The following is a 15,692-nucleotide window of genomic DNA, read 5'->3' on the forward strand; positions in this document are numbered from 1 at the left end:
CAAAAAAGCCTGATGTGTTCATCAGGCTTTTTCGTTTTTTCTGTTAGGTAATCAGTATTGTGGCAAGCCCTAAGAAGACAGATAAACCAATCACATCCGTCACTGTTGTTAATGCCATACCACCAGCTAAAGCGGGATCGATGTTCATTTTTTTCAATAGGATTGGAATCGTTACTCCGGCAATACCTGCGACCAATAAGTTGGTCAGCATGGCGGCGGAAATGATTCCTCCGAGCATCCAGTTACCTTTCCAAGCAACAACAATACCACCAATAATTAGCGCCCACATGATGCCGTTAAGTAAGCCGATCGAGGCTTCTTTCATTAACAGTTCGCGTTTGTTTGAGTCACCGATATGACCAAGAGCAAGACCACGAATCACTAGTGCGACGGTTTGGTTACCAGCGACACCACCCATGGACGGAACAATCGTCATCAATACCGCAATGGCGGCCATTTGGTCTAATGTGGCCTCAAACATGTTAGAAACGGAAGCAGCAGCAAGGGCGGCTAATACGTTAGCGCCAAGCCAGATACTGCGTTTGCGAGCTGATTTTACAACAGGCGCGAAAGTATCTTCGTCATCGTCCATACCCGCCATACTCATCATCGAGTGTTCCGCGTCTTCACGAATAACGTCAACCACGTCATCGATGGTGATACGACCGACCAAATGCAAGTTTTCATCAACAACAGGTGCAGATACCCAATTACGGCGTTCGAACAGACTCGCAACATCTGAGTCGCTAGTATCGACGGTGATGGCCTCGTCCGCGTCTTCCATTACATCAATGATTTTTACGTCTGGCTGAGTGGTAATAAGCGTCGTGATCGGCAGTTCACCGATGAGCTTACTCTCTTCATCGATCACATACAGGGCATCCGTAGCTTCTGGAAGCTCGCCTTTCATACGTAGATAACGCAAAACTACGTCCACATCGACGTCACCACGAATTGTGATGACGTCGGTGTTCATCAGTCCACCCGCAGTGTCTTCTGGGTAGGATAGGGCGGTTTCGACCCGTAGACGGTCAGAGGAGTCCATTTGCGACAGGACTTCGCGTGACAGGTTGTCAGGCAAGCTACGCAGTACGTAAGCCACGTCATCGGTATCCATGCCTTCTGTCGCTTCTGCAAGCGCTTCTGGTGCCATTTTGGATACGAGGCTGTCTTTGACGTCTTCGTTCAGCTCGTCAAGGATTTCACCATAATCTTCAGGGTCGGTGAGTTGCCAAAGAACTTCACGGCTCTTCCGTGGGGAGGCTTCTAAAAGGTGAGCGATATCCTCAGGTTCCATGTCCTGTAATTGACGACGAACATGGACGAAGCGACCATTTTCTAGCGCTTCTGTGACTTCTTGGAGGGCTTGGTGAGCTTGGTCGAATTCAATTTGCTCTGCCATTCATTCCTCCCAATTCCTGATATTTACAATGCGTTGAATAATAACTTAATTCTAGGCGCCTTTTAATAACAACTTATGATACTAAGCAAATTTATTTATTAGGTCAGGGAAGAGAAAGATAATGGGAGGTAAGAAAAAAGCGAGTAAACTACTCGCCTTCATCAAATTTATCTTCGATCAAATGGCAAACGGCATCCAGTGCTTCTTCCGCTTGCCCACCCGTTGCGTGGATCGTGACGTATTGTCCTTGAGCGGACTCTAGCATTAACAGGCCCATTACGCTGTCTGCTGTGGCGGTTTTGTCTTCTTCATTGTCGATGGTGATGACCGCTTCAAAGCTCTGTGCCAGTTCGACCAGTTTGACTGCTGCACGAGCATGTAAGCCAAGGCGGTTTTGAATCAATACTTTACGACTTAACTCCACGGCTACTCCTTAGCGTTTTTCTCTAGTGAGGTATGGCGAATTTGTACTTGGTGTCCTTTGTTGGAGAAGTATTCACCGATTTGCTGAGTTAAGTACACCGAGCGGTGCTTACCACCAGTACAACCGATTGCAACGGTCAGGTAGCTGCGGTTGTTTTTCTCAAGCAGAGGTAACCAATTCTCTATAAAGCTTTCAATTTGATATTTCAAACTTAACACCGATTGGTGTTGCTCTAAAAATGCGGCGATAGGAGCATCCAGACCTGTAAGCGGGCGTAGTGCTGGTTCCCAATGTGGGTTAGGTAAGAAGCGAACGTCAAATACGTAATCGGCATCGGAAGGCAGGCCGTATTTAAAACCAAAAGACTCAAATACCATAACGAGCCCTTTGCGATCTCTGCCTTCAACGCGCATACGCACGGTTTCACTCAATTCATGCAAAGACTGCCCACTACTATTTAGGACCAGATCTGCATGCGCTTTGAGTGGCGTCAAAATTTGCTTCTCACGCTCGATGGCTTGATCGAGCGAGAGGGAGGTGCCACCTAAAGATAACGGGTGAATTCGGCGTGTTTCGCTGTAGCGTTTGAGTAGCGTTTCTTTATTAGCGTCCAAGAAAAGCACGGTCACATCAAGCTCAGTTTTTAACTGTTCTAGTGTACTCGTCAGTTCTTTTAGCTTTTTAGGAATATTACGAATATCAATGCTGACTGCAACATTCTGTTTGCTGTCAGCAACAGAATGAACAAATGCGTCCAGCAAGTTAACTGGCAGGTTATCAACACAGTAGTAACCTAAGTCTTCCAGTACACGAAGCGCAATACTTTTACCGGCACCTGAGTGCCCGCTAACAACGATTAGTCGCATGGAGTTAGTCCTGCTTATTGGTGAATCATGATGTCGTAAAGTTCTTCATCACTCTGAGCATTACGCAGTAGTTTTAATACTTGCTTATCGCTCAGACGTTCTGCCATAGAGGATAGAGTCTTGAGGTGCTCTTTGCACTGTTCTTCTGGTACAAGGAGCGCAAAAAGAAGATCGACAGGTCGATTGTCAATCGCATCAAATTCGATTGCTTCATCACATTGCAGTAAGACAGCAATGGCCTTGTCGCTTGATTGCATTCTCGCGTGAGGGATCGCAATACCGTTTCCGATACCGGTACTGCCCATTTTTTCTCTATTGAGCATGCATTCGAACAGCTCGGTAGAATCTTGGCCCGTTTGATCAGCCACGATACGGCTGATCATTTCAAGGGCGCGTTTTTTACTCGTGCAGTGGACCGCACTTTTGGTGCAGTCCAATGACAGTATTTCGCTCAGTTGCATGATTAATGACTGTTTAGTTTTTCTTTGTGCTTATTAAGTTGGCGAACCAATTTATCTACCAGCGAATCGATCGCGGCATACATATTTTCGTCATCGGCTGATGCGTGGATTTCGCCTTGATTTATGTGAAGCGTAGCTTCCGCGATTTGAGTAATTTTTTCAACTTTTAGTACAACATGCACTTGATTGATATGGTCGAAGAACCTTTCGAGCTTCTGAAACTTAGAATTTACATAGTCTTGCATTGAATCGGTAAGATCAACGTGATGGCCTTGAATATTGATTTGCATAGACTTTCCTTTTCAGTTAGTGCCTTATAATAGGCGTTTACGCTGACTTGAAGGGGCAATTCCCAAGGATTCGCGATATTTGGCTATCGTACGTCTTGCGACCTGAATCCCTTGGTCAGCCAGAAGAGCAGCAATCTTGCTATCACTCAGTGGTTTGGCAGTATTCTCTGCTGCGACCAGTTTTTTAATGAGTGCACGAATTGCTGTTGACGAACATTCTCCGCCGTTGTCAGTACTAACATGGCTAGAGAAGAAGTACTTCAATTCAAAAATACCACGTGGTGTATGCATAAACTTTTGCGTTGTTACACGAGAAATCGTGGATTCATGCATGTCCACAGCCAAAGCGACATCATTGAGTACCATTGGCTTCATGGCTTCCTCACCATACTCGAAGAAATCTTGTTGATGTTCAACAATACATCTTGCAACTTTGAGTAGCGTCTCGTTTCTACTCTCTAAGCTCTTAATTAACCATTTTGCCTCTTGCAAATTGCTGCGGATGTACTGGCTATCCGCGCTATTACCTTTGCCTAATTGAGCATATTGTTGATTTACTTTTAATTTTGGCACGCTATCCGGGTTTATAGAAACGGTCCATTTGCCATTGTCTTTAAAAACGGATACGTCTGGAATTACGTACTCGGTATCATCAGGAGTGATGCGACTACCTGGACGAGGATCTAACTGTTGGATAAGCTTTAAGACTTCACGAAGATCGGCTTCTTTCAGCTTAGTCTCTTTGATGACGAGCTTGTAGTCTCGGTTGCCTAGGTGATCAATATGATCCGCAAGTATCATTTTGGCTTCAGCAAGCCACGGCGTGTCTTCTGGGAAGGTCGTCAGTTGCAGTAACAAACATTCTTGTAAGTTACGCGATGCAACGCCAAGAGGATCGAATTGTTGAATGCGTTTACGAACAGCTTCTACTTCGTCTAACTCTATCTCTTCATTATCGAAGCTCTCATGAATCTCTTCAGGTGACAAAGTTAAATAGCCGTAGTCGTCAACAGCGTCAATAATCGCTAATGCAATCGTGCGGTCGGTTTCACTGAATGGTGTTAGGTCAAGCTGCCACATGAGGTAATCATGTAATGATTCAGTGGTTTCGCCCTGGTAGACGGGCATATCATCATCAAGAGCTAAGCCAGTGCTACCAGTATTCGCGCTGTAGACGTCATCCCAAGTCGTGTCGATTTCAAGTTCAGAGCTAATTTCTGATTTCTCTATCACATCGGAGCTATCTGGAACGTCAATTTCTGTTGGTTCGCTAGCACTGTTGCTATCAGCAGCCTCGACCGCTGACTTATCTTCACCGTTTGCTAGAGGCTCGTCTTGGCCTTCTTCAACTTCCAATAATGGGTTGGAGTCCAACGCTTCTTGGATTTCTTGTTGAAGATCGAGTGTCGACAATTGCAATAAGCGAATCGCTTGCTGCAACTGTGGCGTCATGGCTAACTGCTGACCTAGCTTGAGTTGTAATGAAGGTTTCATTCAGTGTTACTTACCTTGTAATGCTCAGAATCTTACCGTTCCTAATATAATCATAGACGGAATTGTTCGCCGAGATAAACTTGTTTCACCTGTTCATTATTGAGAACTTCTGCCGGAGTTCCCGATGCAATTAGGTGCCCTTGGCTCACGATATAGGCTTTTTCACATACGTCCAGTGTTTCACGTACATTATGGTCAGTGATTAACACTCCGAGACCACGATCGCGCAGATGCTCAATGATTTTCTTGATGTCATTAACCGAAATTGGGTCAACACCAGCGAAAGGTTCATCCAATAAAATGAACTGAGGGTTGGCCGCTAAAGCTCGAGCGATTTCCACCCTGCGTCGCTCACCCCCTGATAGTGCCATACCAGCACTGGTTCTGATGTGCTGGATGTGGAATTCTTCCAACAAATCTTCCAGTTTATCTTGGCGCTCTTCCCTCGTCATTTCTTGACGAGTTTCAAGTACGGCCATGATGTTATCTTCTACTGAAAGCTTACGGAAAATCGACGCTTCTTGCGGAAGATAGCCAATGCCAAGTCGTGAACGGCTATGCATCGGCAAAATACTGATGTCATTGTCGTCAATGGTAATGGTGCCTTCATCGCGAGGTACTAAGCCGACAATCATGTAAAACGAGGTGGTTTTACCCGCACCGTTTGGACCGAGCAGCCCAACAATCTGACCAGATTCAACTTCTAAGCTAACATCAGTGACGACTTTGCGTTTTTTGTAGCTTTTCGCCAAGTTTTTCGCACTCAGTACTGCCATATTAGTTCTCTATCTGATTGGGTTGTAAAATGGTCGTAACGCGCTCTTCCTTAGAGCTATCTGCGACTAGCTTTTGTTTACCAATTTGGTAACGAATCGAAGAACCTTTAATGGTGTTGTTGTCTTGCGCCAGCTGCGCTTGACCTTTCATGGTCAGTTCGTCTGTAGGAATACGGTAATCCAACTCCGTAGCTTGACCGCTAAGTGTTTTACCATCGTCCATCAGCTGAGAAAACTTCGCAGGTTTACCAAATGCTTGAATCTGTTTAATTGCTTCGGTTTTAGGATCGCGAGTTACCACGATTCTATCAGCATCGATATTGATGCTCCCTTGCTTAAGAGATACATCGCCTTCAAAAACAACCTGGTTACTCTTCATGTCCACCTGTTGGGTGTCAGAGTTTATGTAAACCGGCTGTTGAGTATCCGACTTGAGTGCCAGCGCTTGAGGCGCCGCCAATACCAGTGCCAGTAGGCTAAGGTGTAACGGTTTCATATCGACCTTGAACTTCATCTGTCAGAGTCGCAGTATGCTGTTTTAAGTTGCCTTGCATTGCGCCTCCAGTAGTTTCAAATTGTGGTCCAACCAACATCACTTGTTGGTCAGCTTTAAAATCACGATTGGTTAGATTAATGACCAATTTGTCTGTTGCCATGGTATCAAAACTCGCACCAGGCAGAAGATTTTGCATTAAGACTTTGTCATATAAAGTCAAAACTTGGTCTTCATCTAACACTGCTCTTGTGGCAGTCACCTTCCATTCAATGACGCTACCTTCACGGTAAACCATCAAAGTCGGGTTATTAAAAATAGTATCTCCACTCTTAGCATAATGGTCTAAGTTAGTGGAGCGAATGATGTAACTGCGGACACCATCTTCACCGTAGGTGATGTTTTCTAATCCAGAACCACTGAACATGGGCAGTTCAGAATCTGGTGCTACTTGAATTGCGTCGTTGCCTTTAGGGGTTAGTAGGTAATAACCGCACCACGCTACAACGAAGATCAAGAGCAAATAAATAAGGCGAGTAAAACTCATATAATGAAGGCCTATCGTTTAGCTCAGTACTTCCCTGACCATTGCCTTTATTCGTCTAATAAATGATTTAAATGTTTGTGCTGATATTACATCACGCCAGCTTTTAGTAAATCGTGCATGTTCAGTGCACCCACAATTTTTTCGTCTTTACATAAAATCAGAGCGTTAATGTTTTTATTCTGCATCAAGTTCAAACCTTCAACCGCCAGCATATCAGGGTGTGCTGTGGTTGGGTTTGTCGTCATGACCTCGCCAATTGCCGTCGTATGAATATCGATACGCTTGTCTAAGGTACGACGTAAATCACCATCGGTGAATATACCAAGCATAGCATCGTGCTCATCGACGATGGCTGTCATGCCTAACCCCTTTTCTGAAATTTCAAGCAGGGCATCGCGAATTAATGCGTCAGGAGAAACTTTAGGTAACGCTTCTCCAAAGTGCATAATATCAGACAACTTAAGTAGCAGTTTTCTCCCCAGTGCACCACCTGGGTGAGATAGGGCAAAATCTTCGGCAGAAAAACCACGAGCTTGAAGCAGAGCTACGGCTAATGCATCTCCCATCACTAATGTGGCAGTCGTACTGCTAGTTGGCGCCAGGCCTAACGGACAAGCTTCTTGAGGTACCGTAATTTGCAGGTGTAAGTCAGACAGCTTGGCCATATTTGATTCTGGCTTACCTGTCATGCTGATGATCTTAATATTCAGGCGCTTTAATACTGGAAATAGAGACAGAATTTCGTTTGATTCACCAGAGTTAGAAATTGCCAGCACAATGTCACCAGGGCTAATCATACCCAAGTCACCATGTGCGGCTTCGCCTGGATGAACGAAAAACGCCGAAGTCCCAGTGCTTGCCAGAGTGGCGGCAATCTTGTTACCAATATGGCCTGACTTGCCAATACCCATAACGACAACTTTGCCGTTGTTGGAAAGGATAAGTTCACACGCTTTTTCAAATTGATCATCAAAGTAGGTATCTAGCTCTTGCAGAGCAGCAACTTCGATATCAAGAACTTGTTTAGCAGCAGCGCGAAAATCAAATTGATTGGACATATCAGATCTCTACTTATTGATCGTGGTAATTAAGCGGTCATGTTTGCGAATAAGTACACTTGGTAACCTAAGAAGCACACAAACAAGATGGCACCTTCAATACGGTTAATACTGCGTGATTTACCCAAACACATCGCGACAAGTAACAATGAAACGCCTAACATGACCCAGAAGTCACGTCCCATCGCGTACTCACTGAGCACCGATGGATTAATGATGCCAGGAATCCCCATTACCGCCAGAATGTTAAACACATTCGAACCGATAATGTTACCGACAGCCATGTCGTCTTCACCCTTTAAAACTCCCGCAAGTGATGCGGCTAGTTCTGGCAGGCTAGTGCCAATGGCGATAATAGTTAGACCGATAACAAGGTCGCTCATACCAAAGTGTTTAGCAATAATTACCGCGTTATCAACCAGCATGCTGGCTGCCAAAGGAAGCAGTATCAAGCCAATAACCACCCACATGATTGCTTTAGGGTTACTGACGCCTTCTGGGATCTCTGACTCTTGGTCATCAAGAAAAACATCACCTGATTTTTGCTCTTTGCGGCTGATTTGCAACATAGCAAATAAAAATGCCCCAAAGAGTACAAACAATAAGACACCCTCATAAAAACCGAGATGGCTATTCCAAAGCAGAATACCAGCGAGTACGGTTACGGCTATCATGAGTGGAAGTTCTCGGCGGATGACGGCGGAGCTAATCGACAAAGGCTTGATCAGCGCTGTAATACCTAGGATTAACGCAATGTTCGCTATGTTGGAGCCTAATACGTTACCCACCGCTGTATCTGTTTTGCCATCCCAAGCAGCGGTTGCAGATACCATCATCTCAGGGGCGGATGAGCCCATCGCAAGGATTGTCATGCCGATGACAAGCGGGGAAATACCGACGTTGCGGGCTATCGCTGCAGAGCCAAAAACAAGTTTATCTGCACTCCAAACAAGCAAAACAAGACCGACTATAAGCAACGCAACGGCTTCGAGCATGAGAATTCCTAAGTATTAAATAAGTAAAATGAATAACCGCTAATTTTGACCTTTTGCGGCCTAAAATGGAAGATAAACGAAGAATAAATTAAAGGTTAGTAACGAAAATGTATGTAAATCTCACTCATTTAAATGAGCAATTCTGGTCTAGGATTTAAACACTTCGTGCTAATTAGGTCATAAACCATGAGAAATTGCAGGGATATAGTCGACTTTATTTAATTGAACAGTGCTTTAAATTCAACGCCAATGTGCTTATGATTGCAGCCTAATAAATGTACCGACGTTACTTTATTAAACGTAGAATTCAACTCCGATTAGTATCTGCTTGATGATTCCGTGAGTTGCAACGCTCCTACAGTAGAAGAGATGATATGTCGAACAACGATTTAGTCACCGTGAACAACCTCACTTTTTCACGGGGAGAACGCATGATCTTTGATGATATTGATCTGCATGTTCCTGAGGGCAAAGTGACGGCCATTATGGGACCATCGGGAATTGGTAAAACAACACTGCTGCGTTTGATTGGTGGTCAGTTGTATCCCGAGCAAGGAGAGATCTGGTTTGATGGCGACAATATTCCCTCTCTCTCGCGTAAAAAACTCTACCATGCTCGAAAGAAAATGAGCATGTTGTTCCAGTCAGGGGCTTTATTCACTGATTTGAATGTTTTTGATAATGTCGCCTTTCCATTGAGAGAGCATACCGATTTATCGGAAGATTTGATTCGCACCATGGTGTTACTCAAGCTCGAAGCTGTCGGTCTACGCGGCGCGGCGCAATTAATGCCGAGTGAGCTTTCAGGTGGTATGGCAAGACGCGCTGCTTTGGCTCGTGCAATCGCACTTGATCCTGACCTGATCATGTACGATGAGCCGTTTGTGGGGCAAGACCCAATCACTATGGGCGTTTTGGTTGAGCTAATTAGCAATCTAAACCAAGCGTTAGGTTTGACCTCTATTGTGGTTTCTCACGACGTACCTGAAGTCATGAGTATTGCTGACTGGGTATACCTGATGGCCGATGGAAAAATCATCGCCTATGGTACGCCAGAAGAGCTGACTCAAAACTCTGATCCTCGTGTCCAGCAGTTCTTACAAGGTGATGCCGACGGTCCTGTACCGTTTCGTTTCCCTTCTCAAAGTATCGAAAAGGACTTATTTGATGGTCGATAACTTCATTCACTTTGTCGCCTCGCTGGGTCGACGCACGCTTTCTATTTGCGGAGCATTTGGTCGTGCGACTTTCATGTTGATTGGGGCGCTATTTTCTAAGCCACAACCGATCAGAAGCTTTCCTCTGCTTGTTAAGCAACTTTATTCTGTTGGTGTTCAGTCGCTGGCGATCATCGTCGTATCTGGTCTGTTCATTGGAATGGTTTTGAGTCTACAAGGCTATGTTGTGTTGGTGGATTACGGCGCAGAAGGCAGTTTGGGGCAAATGGTAGCGCTTTCGTTACTCCGTGAATTAGGACCCGTTGTTACTGCACTTTTGTTTGCTGGTCGTGCCGGTTCTGCGTTAACCGCAGAGATAGGTCTAATGAAAGCAACGGAACAACTGTCTAGCCTTGAAATGATGGCGGTAGACCCATTGAAACGAGTGATTGCACCACGGTTTTGGGCTGGGGTTATCTCAATGCCTTTACTGGCTATGATTTTCATGGCTGTGGGAATTTGGGGCGCTCAGCTTGTTGGTGTTGACTGGAAAGGCGTTGATCACGGTAGTTTTTGGTCAGCGATGCAGTCCTCTGTTGAGCTAGGACAAGACATTGGTAACAGTATGATCAAATGTTTTGCGTTTGCAATTACGGTTACTTGGGTCGCTCTATTTAACGGTTATGATGCTATTCCAACATCGGAAGGGATCAGCCGAGCAACTACGCGCACTGTTGTGCATTCTTCTTTAGCAGTACTAGGATTAGACTTTGTACTGACCGCATTGATGTTTGGGAATTAATCATGCAACAAACACGTAAAACTGAATTATGGGTTGGCAGCTTTGTATTAGCGGGAATTTGCGCGATTCTTGTGATGATTTTTCAAGTTGCTGACGTAAAAAGCATTGGCTCTGGTGATACTTATACCCTCAAAGCCGAGTTCGATAATATTGGCAGTTTAAAAGTTCGTTCTCCCGTAAAAGTGGGGGGCGTTGTGATTGGTCGAGTAAGTAGTATTTCGCTTAACCCAGACAACTTATTGCCAGTTGTAACACTATCTATCAATATCAAATACAATCAGTTCCCAGAAACGTCGAGCGTACAAATTTTGACATCTGGCCTGATTGGTGAGCAATACATTGGTTTAGTACCTGGCTTCGTTTTTGATGATGAAGTCATGCTGGTGGATGGTGATACCATCGAAGACACCAAATCGGCGCTTGTGCTTGAAGACTTAATTGGTCAAGTACTATACAGCGTAGGTGGTTCAGACGACTCAAGTAAGGAATAACTATGTTAGCGAGATTACTACTTTCAGTTTGTGCTGTGTTTAGCGTTTTTGGAGCAACAGCAGCAGAGGTGGATAAAACTGAACCTTATAAGATGATGAAGCAGGTAGCTGAAGTCACGTTCGAAAGATTGAAAGCCGAACAGCCGAAAATCAAACAAGATCCAAATTTACTTAAAGTGATCGTTGAAGAAGAGCTAATGCCTTACGTCAACTACCGCTATGCAGGGTTAAAACTTCTTGGTCCAAACTTAAAAGGTGCTAAGCGTGAAGATGTACTTGAGTTTATCGATGCATTTCGTGCGTACCTGATTGCGTCTTATGCACAAGTGTTGACGCAATACTCTGACCAAAAAATTGAGTTTGGTCCTGAGCCTAGCATTGATGACTCTAAGCGTATTACAAGCATTAAAGTTGATATCATCGATACTCCGCGTCCAAACATCAAACTTGAGTTTAAACTGCGTAAAGACAACCAGTCTGGTGAGTGGGAAGCATTCGATATGATTGCAGAGGGCATTAGTTTGCTTTCTAGTAAACAATCTGAATGGAACAGTAAAATTCGTCAAGAAGGTATTCTATCTGTTGCTAAAGACCTAGAAAAATTGGCCGCAGAACCGATCCGCTTCGAGGCGAAGAAATAATGGCCCAGACTCCCGCTCAGTGGCAATTGGATCAAAACATTCTTAAGCTAACAGGGGCACTTGATAGAGATACAGTGCCTTCATTGTGGGCGTATGCACAGCAATGGCAACCTGCTCAATCGGATCTGGAATGCTCGCTAAAAGAGATAGAGCGCGTCGACTCTGCAGGAATGGTGATGTTAATCCACTTATTAGAGCATGCAAAAAAGCAAAACTGTCATATAATGCTCAGTTTCGTGCCGGCGCAACTGCGCACTTTGTTTCAACTGAGCAATGTTGAATCTTTAGTGGCCAAACACATACAGAATTATCAGGGGTAAATTGTGGATAGCGCAAAAGTACAACAGTTATTAGAAGAAGCACTAAACCTTCAAGAAGTGCATGTGAAAGGTGAAGGTAGCCACTATGAAGTGGTTGCTGTTGATGCTTGTTTCGATGGAATGAGCCGCGTTAAGAAGCAGCAGCTAATTTATGCTCCTCTGATGGAATACATCCAGCGTAACGACATTCACGCATTATCAATCAAAGCGTTCACACCAGAAGAGTGGGCTCGTGATAAGAAATTGATGTCGCTTTAAGGTTTATTGATGGAAAAGTTTCGAGTTATTGGGTCAGATAAACCACTAGTTGGTGAAGTGACCATTTCAGGTGCAAAAAACGCAGCACTGCCGATTTTATTTGCGTCTATCTTGGCGGAAGAGCCAGTAGAAGTGGCAAACGTACCACACCTTCGTGATATCGACACAACCATGGAATTGCTTAAGCGTTTAGGCGCGAAAGTAAGCCGCAATGGCTCTGTTCATGTTGATCCAAGCAGTATTACAGAATACTGCGCGCCTTATGATTTAGTGAAAACCATGCGTGCTTCTATTTGGGCTTTAGGTCCTTTGGTGGCGCGCTTTGGTCAAGGTCAGGTTTCTTTACCAGGCGGTTGTGCCATCGGTGCCCGTCCTGTGGATCTGCATATTTCTGGTTTAGAGCAGCTTGGCGCAACCATTACATTAGAAGATGGTTATGTGAAAGCAGAAGTGGATGGTCGTCTAAAAGGCGCGCACATCGTGATGGATAAAGTCAGCGTAGGCGCGACGATCACCATCATGTGTGCCGCAGCGCTGGCGGAAGGCACAACAACACTAGATAACGCTGCGCGTGAGCCTGAAATCGTCGATACCGCTGATTTCCTAAATAAGCTTGGCGCAAAAATCTCTGGCGCTGGCACAGATACCATTACGATTGAAGGTGTTGAGCGCTTAGGCGGTTGTAAACACAACGTGGTTGCTGACCGTATTGAGACGGGAACATTCCTTGTCGCAGCAGCAGTATCTGGCGGTAAAGTGGTATGTCGCAACACTAATGCTCATTTGCTTGAAGCGGTTCTCGCCAAGCTGGAAGAAGCTGGCGCGCTTGTCGAAACGGGTGAAGATTGGATCTCCGTTGATATGACCGACCGCGAGCTAAAAGCGGTAAGTGTACGTACTGCGCCACATCCTGGTTTCCCGACGGATATGCAAGCTCAATTTACGCTTCTGAACATGATGGCGAAAGGTGGCGGCGTGATCACAGAGACTATCTTTGAAAACCGCTTTATGCACGTACCAGAACTCATGCGTATGGGCGCTAAAGCTGAGATCGAAGGCAATACGGTTATCTGTGGTGATGTTGAGTCACTCAGCGGTGCGCAAGTGATGGCAACCGATCTACGAGCTTCGGCTAGTTTGGTTATTGCAGGTTGCATTGCTAAAGGCGAAACCGTCGTTGATCGTATTTACCATATCGACCGTGGTTACGACAAAATCGAAAATAAACTGGCTGCACTTGGCGCAAATATTGAGCGAGTGAGCTAGGCAAGTTAAACTGCACCGCAGGTAACTTGGATATCAAGAGAGCCGAAACCTGAGTTTCGGCTTTTTTATATCACTCTCATGACCATATTTTCCCTTTATGGAAAGAGAGATATTAATAGCTGTATCTGGCAAAAGCCGGTTCCTGGAGAACAAGAATGATTGCACTGTTACGTGTATTTGCTGTCGCTATCTTTGCGATTGTTATGTTTATTGGTGGTTGTGGTTACTGCCTATTAAGCCCTAGAAACCCTAAGCACGTTTTCACTTTTGGCCGTTTGTTTGCCAAGATGTCTCGTGTGTTTGGGATTAAGTTAGAGTTACGTATCCCTGAAGATGCGTATTCACGCGGCCAACATGTTTACATTGCTAACCACCAGAACAACTGGGACATGTTTACTGTTTCTGCGGCTGTGACTCCGAAAGTTGTGACAGTAGGTAAAAAGAGCTTGGCTTGGATGCCACTGTTTGGTCAGCTTTACTGGCTTACGGGTAACATTCTGATTGACCGAGCGAATCGTTCTAAAGCAAAAGGTACTATCGATCAGGTCGTGAGCAGTATGAAAGAAAGTGATGTTTCTGTGTGGATGTTCCCAGAAGGCACGCGTTCTCGTGGGCGTGGTTTGCTTCCATTCAAAACAGGTGCTTTTCATGCGGCAATTGGTGCAGGTGTGCCAATCATTCCTATCGTATGTAGCTCGACGAATAAAATTAAGCTGAACCGTTGGAACAATGGTCATGTGATTGTTGAAATGCTACCTCCAATCAGCACTGAAGGCTATGGTAAAGAGGGCATTCGCGAGTTAGCGAATATCTGTCGTGAACAGATGAAAGAGAAGCTTGAATCGTTAGATGAAGAAGTCAAACAGCGCAACGCTGCTTAAGTTTTACTGCGATATCATCACGAAAAGACAATAAAAAACGGGTAGCCTGAGCTACCCGTTTTTTTATGTTTGTCAGCAAGTGCAATTATTTGCGAACTGCAATTGCTTCAATCTCGATGCCAACATCTTTTGGTAGGCGAGCCACTTCTACACAAGAGCGTGCAGGGTAGTTTGCTACGCCGTGCTCATCAAAGAACTTGCCGTAAACTTCGTTCACTGTGCCAAAGTCATTTAGGTCTTTAACAAAAACCGTTAGCTTTACAATATCAGATACTTTAAGACCTGAAGATTCAACTACAGCCTTTACGTTTTCTAGAGACTGACGAGCTTGTTCTGCGATATCAGCAGACACTTCACCTGTCGCTGGGTTTACTGAGATTTGGCCAGAAGTAAGAACCATGTTACCTAGATCTACGCCTTGAACGTAAGGACCGATTGCTGCTGGTGCAGACTCAGTGTGAAGTACTTTCGTCATTTGATTTTTTCCATCAGTTGTAGGGAATAAAGATTCTCAGTTTGCCTCTAAACCCTCGGTAGGTAAAGAGCAAAATACCCTGACATTGCAGGGTATTTTAAACGTATCACAGCCTAGTCGTGCGGCGTGTTTATCGCTCGGTTACGATCTCGCGTGAGAACACTTTCTCGCAGTATTTACACTTTAGGCGGATTTCTTGTTTTTTCTCGAACACGCTAAAGCTGCTTTCTACTGGTTCATTATGAGAAATACAGTTTGAATTCGGGCATTCAAATACATCATTGATGCGCTCAGGAAGCTCTAACGCGAGCTTTTTCACCACTTCATAATTCTCGATTTGATTCACGGTCGCGTGAGGAGCATACAACGCTAGCTTGCTCGCTTGCTCTTCATTGATAAACACATTTTCGATTTTGAGTAGATCTTTATGACCGAGTGCTGATGATGGCAAGTTCAGTCCAATCGTTACGCGTTGTGATGAATTGTGCATATCGAACAGTCTTAATACTTTGATGCCGATCTGCGCAGGGATGTGGTCGATGACCGTACCATTTTTGATTGCTTCTACCTGCAATTGAGTTTCTTTAGCCATGAT

21 protein-coding genes are annotated in these 15,692 nt (G+C 44.8%); 8 read left to right on the top strand and 13 right to left on the bottom strand.

The annotated features are described in order from the left end of the window. Window positions 1–43 precede the first annotated feature (43 nt). The 11 genes from mgtE to R8O70_RS18170 form a co-directional block, all read right to left on the bottom strand. Window positions 44–1,402 (bottom strand): magnesium transporter, encoded by a 1,359-nt coding sequence (gene mgtE, locus R8O70_RS18120; protein WP_005381121.1) that lies wholly within the window; start codon window positions 1,400–1,402, stop codon window positions 44–46. A 148-nt stretch (window positions 1,403–1,550) separates the two neighbouring features. Then, the gene (locus R8O70_RS18125; RefSeq protein WP_005381120.1) at window positions 1,551–1,826 is read right to left on the bottom strand and encodes an HPr family phosphocarrier protein; all 276 of its coding nucleotides are present in this window, start codon (window positions 1,824–1,826) and stop codon (window positions 1,551–1,553) included. 2 nt (window positions 1,827–1,828) lie between these two features. Then, window positions 1,829–2,692 (bottom strand): RNase adapter RapZ, encoded by an 864-nt coding sequence (gene rapZ / locus R8O70_RS18130; RefSeq protein WP_054577138.1) that lies wholly within the window; start codon window positions 2,690–2,692, stop codon window positions 1,829–1,831. 14 nt (window positions 2,693–2,706) lie between these two features. Further along, a complete protein-coding gene (gene ptsN, locus R8O70_RS18135) occupies window positions 2,707–3,153 on the bottom strand; it encodes a PTS IIA-like nitrogen regulatory protein PtsN (protein WP_005381116.1) in 447 nt (148 codons plus the stop codon). 2 nt (window positions 3,154–3,155) lie between these two features. Next, a complete protein-coding gene (gene hpf / locus R8O70_RS18140; RefSeq protein ID WP_005381114.1) occupies window positions 3,156–3,443 on the bottom strand; it encodes a ribosome hibernation promoting factor in 288 nt (95 codons plus the stop codon). 24 nt (window positions 3,444–3,467) lie between these two features. Further along, window positions 3,468–4,937: an RNA polymerase factor sigma-54 gene (locus R8O70_RS18145; protein WP_005381112.1), complete on the bottom strand. Its 1,470-nt coding sequence runs from the start codon at window positions 4,935–4,937 to the stop codon at window positions 3,468–3,470. A 50-nt stretch (window positions 4,938–4,987) separates the two neighbouring features. Continuing rightward, window positions 4,988–5,713 (bottom strand): LPS export ABC transporter ATP-binding protein, encoded by a 726-nt coding sequence (gene lptB / locus R8O70_RS18150; RefSeq protein ID WP_005381111.1) that lies wholly within the window; start codon window positions 5,711–5,713, stop codon window positions 4,988–4,990. A gap of 1 nt (window position 5,714) precedes the next feature. Then, window positions 5,715–6,209, bottom strand: coding sequence for a lipopolysaccharide transport periplasmic protein LptA (gene lptA, locus R8O70_RS18155; RefSeq protein WP_258625493.1), 495 nt, complete (start codon window positions 6,207–6,209; stop codon window positions 5,715–5,717). After that, window positions 6,190–6,753, bottom strand: coding sequence for an LPS export ABC transporter periplasmic protein LptC (lptC, locus tag R8O70_RS18160; RefSeq protein WP_005381106.1), 564 nt, complete (start codon window positions 6,751–6,753; stop codon window positions 6,190–6,192). Before lptC ends, lptA begins: the two co-directional genes overlap by 20 nt. Before the next feature lie 86 nt (window positions 6,754–6,839). Then, complete coding sequence (gene kdsD / locus R8O70_RS18165) at window positions 6,840–7,811, bottom strand: arabinose-5-phosphate isomerase KdsD (RefSeq protein WP_005381104.1); 972 nt, start codon at window positions 7,809–7,811, stop codon at window positions 6,840–6,842. Window positions 7,812–7,840: 29 nt separating this feature from the next. Next, window positions 7,841–8,806 carry a calcium/sodium antiporter gene (locus tag R8O70_RS18170; RefSeq protein WP_005381102.1) on the bottom strand — a complete coding sequence of 322 codons (966 nt, stop codon included), beginning with the start codon at window positions 8,804–8,806 and terminating at the stop codon, window positions 7,841–7,843. 374 nt (window positions 8,807–9,180) lie between these two features. Here R8O70_RS18170 and mlaF point away from each other — a divergent pair, with 374 nt between their 5' ends. The 8 genes from mlaF (at window position 9,181) to R8O70_RS18210 (ending at window position 14,622) form a co-directional block, all read left to right on the top strand. Then, complete coding sequence (mlaF, locus tag R8O70_RS18175; protein WP_005388422.1) at window positions 9,181–9,984, top strand: phospholipid ABC transporter ATP-binding protein MlaF; 804 nt, start codon at window positions 9,181–9,183, stop codon at window positions 9,982–9,984. Next, window positions 9,974–10,765 (top strand): lipid asymmetry maintenance ABC transporter permease subunit MlaE, encoded by a 792-nt coding sequence (gene mlaE, locus R8O70_RS18180; RefSeq protein WP_005381100.1) that lies wholly within the window; start codon window positions 9,974–9,976, stop codon window positions 10,763–10,765. Before mlaF ends, mlaE begins: the two co-directional genes overlap by 11 nt. 2 nt (window positions 10,766–10,767) lie before the next feature. After that, the gene (mlaD, locus tag R8O70_RS18185) at window positions 10,768–11,256 is read left to right on the top strand and encodes an outer membrane lipid asymmetry maintenance protein MlaD (protein WP_258625495.1); all 489 of its coding nucleotides are present in this window, start codon (window positions 10,768–10,770) and stop codon (window positions 11,254–11,256) included. 2 nt (window positions 11,257–11,258) lie between these two features. Further along, complete coding sequence (mlaC, locus tag R8O70_RS18190) at window positions 11,259–11,897, top strand: phospholipid-binding protein MlaC (RefSeq protein WP_005381098.1); 639 nt, start codon at window positions 11,259–11,261, stop codon at window positions 11,895–11,897. Next, window positions 11,897–12,217 (top strand): lipid asymmetry maintenance protein MlaB, encoded by a 321-nt coding sequence (locus tag R8O70_RS18195; RefSeq protein ID WP_258625497.1) that lies wholly within the window; start codon window positions 11,897–11,899, stop codon window positions 12,215–12,217. Before mlaC ends, R8O70_RS18195 begins: the two co-directional genes overlap by 1 nt. Window positions 12,218–12,220: 3 nt before the next feature. Beyond that, entirely contained in the window at window positions 12,221–12,475 is a 255-nt protein-coding gene (ibaG, locus tag R8O70_RS18200) for a BolA family iron metabolism protein IbaG (protein WP_005381092.1), read from the top strand. A 9-nt stretch (window positions 12,476–12,484) separates the two neighbouring features. Beyond that, the gene (gene murA / locus R8O70_RS18205) at window positions 12,485–13,741 is read left to right on the top strand and encodes a UDP-N-acetylglucosamine 1-carboxyvinyltransferase (RefSeq protein ID WP_005388419.1); all 1,257 of its coding nucleotides are present in this window, start codon (window positions 12,485–12,487) and stop codon (window positions 13,739–13,741) included. Window positions 13,742–13,896: 155 nt separating this feature from the next. Further along, complete coding sequence (locus tag R8O70_RS18210; protein WP_005381088.1) at window positions 13,897–14,622, top strand: 1-acylglycerol-3-phosphate O-acyltransferase; 726 nt, start codon at window positions 13,897–13,899, stop codon at window positions 14,620–14,622. A gap of 85 nt (window positions 14,623–14,707) precedes the next feature. On the opposite strand, the gene R8O70_RS18215 is transcribed toward R8O70_RS18210, so the two are convergent. After that, window positions 14,708–15,097 carry a RidA family protein gene (locus R8O70_RS18215; RefSeq protein WP_258625498.1) on the bottom strand — a complete coding sequence of 130 codons (390 nt, stop codon included), beginning with the start codon at window positions 15,095–15,097 and terminating at the stop codon, window positions 14,708–14,710. 130 nt (window positions 15,098–15,227) lie between these two features. Next, window positions 15,228–15,689, bottom strand: coding sequence for an aspartate carbamoyltransferase regulatory subunit (pyrI, locus tag R8O70_RS18220; protein ID WP_005381086.1), 462 nt, complete (start codon window positions 15,687–15,689; stop codon window positions 15,228–15,230). Between the last annotated feature and the right edge of the window lie 3 nt (window positions 15,690–15,692).

This window comes from Vibrio sp. 779(2023), assembly GCF_033344285.1.
Lineage (GTDB): Bacteria > Pseudomonadota > Gammaproteobacteria > Enterobacterales > Vibrionaceae > Vibrio > Vibrio alginolyticus.

Bases quoted from the DNA above. Each gene is read 5' to 3' on its own strand.
- mlaE (WP_005381100.1), top strand. From the start codon at position 9,974: ATGGTCGATAACTTCATTCACTTTGTCGCCTCGCTGGGTCGACGCACG.
- R8O70_RS18145 (WP_005381112.1), bottom strand. From the start codon at position 4,937: ATGAAACCTTCATTACAACTCAAGCTAGGTCAGCAGTTAGCCATGACG.
- kdsD (WP_005381104.1), bottom strand. From the start codon at position 7,811: ATGTCCAATCAATTTGATTTTCGCGCTGCTGCTAAACAAGTTCTTGAT.
- murA (WP_005388419.1), top strand. From the start codon at position 12,485: ATGGAAAAGTTTCGAGTTATTGGGTCAGATAAACCACTAGTTGGTGAA.
- hpf (WP_005381114.1), bottom strand. From the start codon at position 3,443: ATGCAAATCAATATTCAAGGCCATCACGTTGATCTTACCGATTCAATG.
- mlaC (WP_005381098.1), top strand. From the start codon at position 11,259: ATGTTAGCGAGATTACTACTTTCAGTTTGTGCTGTGTTTAGCGTTTTT.
- R8O70_RS18195 (WP_258625497.1), top strand. From the start codon at position 11,897: ATGGCCCAGACTCCCGCTCAGTGGCAATTGGATCAAAACATTCTTAAG.
- pyrI (WP_005381086.1), bottom strand. From the start codon at position 15,689: ATGGCTAAAGAAACTCAATTGCAGGTAGAAGCAATCAAAAATGGTACG.
- R8O70_RS18170 (WP_005381102.1), bottom strand. From the start codon at position 8,806: ATGCTCGAAGCCGTTGCGTTGCTTATAGTCGGTCTTGTTTTGCTTGTT.
- R8O70_RS18210 (WP_005381088.1), top strand. From the start codon at position 13,897: ATGATTGCACTGTTACGTGTATTTGCTGTCGCTATCTTTGCGATTGTT.
- lptA (WP_258625493.1), bottom strand. From the start codon at position 6,209: ATGAAACCGTTACACCTTAGCCTACTGGCACTGGTATTGGCGGCGCCT.
- rapZ (WP_054577138.1), bottom strand. From the start codon at position 2,692: ATGCGACTAATCGTTGTTAGCGGGCACTCAGGTGCCGGTAAAAGTATT.
- R8O70_RS18215 (WP_258625498.1), bottom strand. From the start codon at position 15,097: ATGACGAAAGTACTTCACACTGAGTCTGCACCAGCAGCAATCGGTCCT.
- ptsN (WP_005381116.1), bottom strand. From the start codon at position 3,153: ATGCAACTGAGCGAAATACTGTCATTGGACTGCACCAAAAGTGCGGTC.
- lptB (WP_005381111.1), bottom strand. From the start codon at position 5,713: ATGGCAGTACTGAGTGCGAAAAACTTGGCGAAAAGCTACAAAAAACGC.
- mlaF (WP_005388422.1), top strand. From the start codon at position 9,181: ATGTCGAACAACGATTTAGTCACCGTGAACAACCTCACTTTTTCACGG.
- mgtE (WP_005381121.1), bottom strand. From the start codon at position 1,402: ATGGCAGAGCAAATTGAATTCGACCAAGCTCACCAAGCCCTCCAAGAA.
- mlaD (WP_258625495.1), top strand. From the start codon at position 10,768: ATGCAACAAACACGTAAAACTGAATTATGGGTTGGCAGCTTTGTATTA.
- lptC (WP_005381106.1), bottom strand. From the start codon at position 6,753: ATGAGTTTTACTCGCCTTATTTATTTGCTCTTGATCTTCGTTGTAGCG.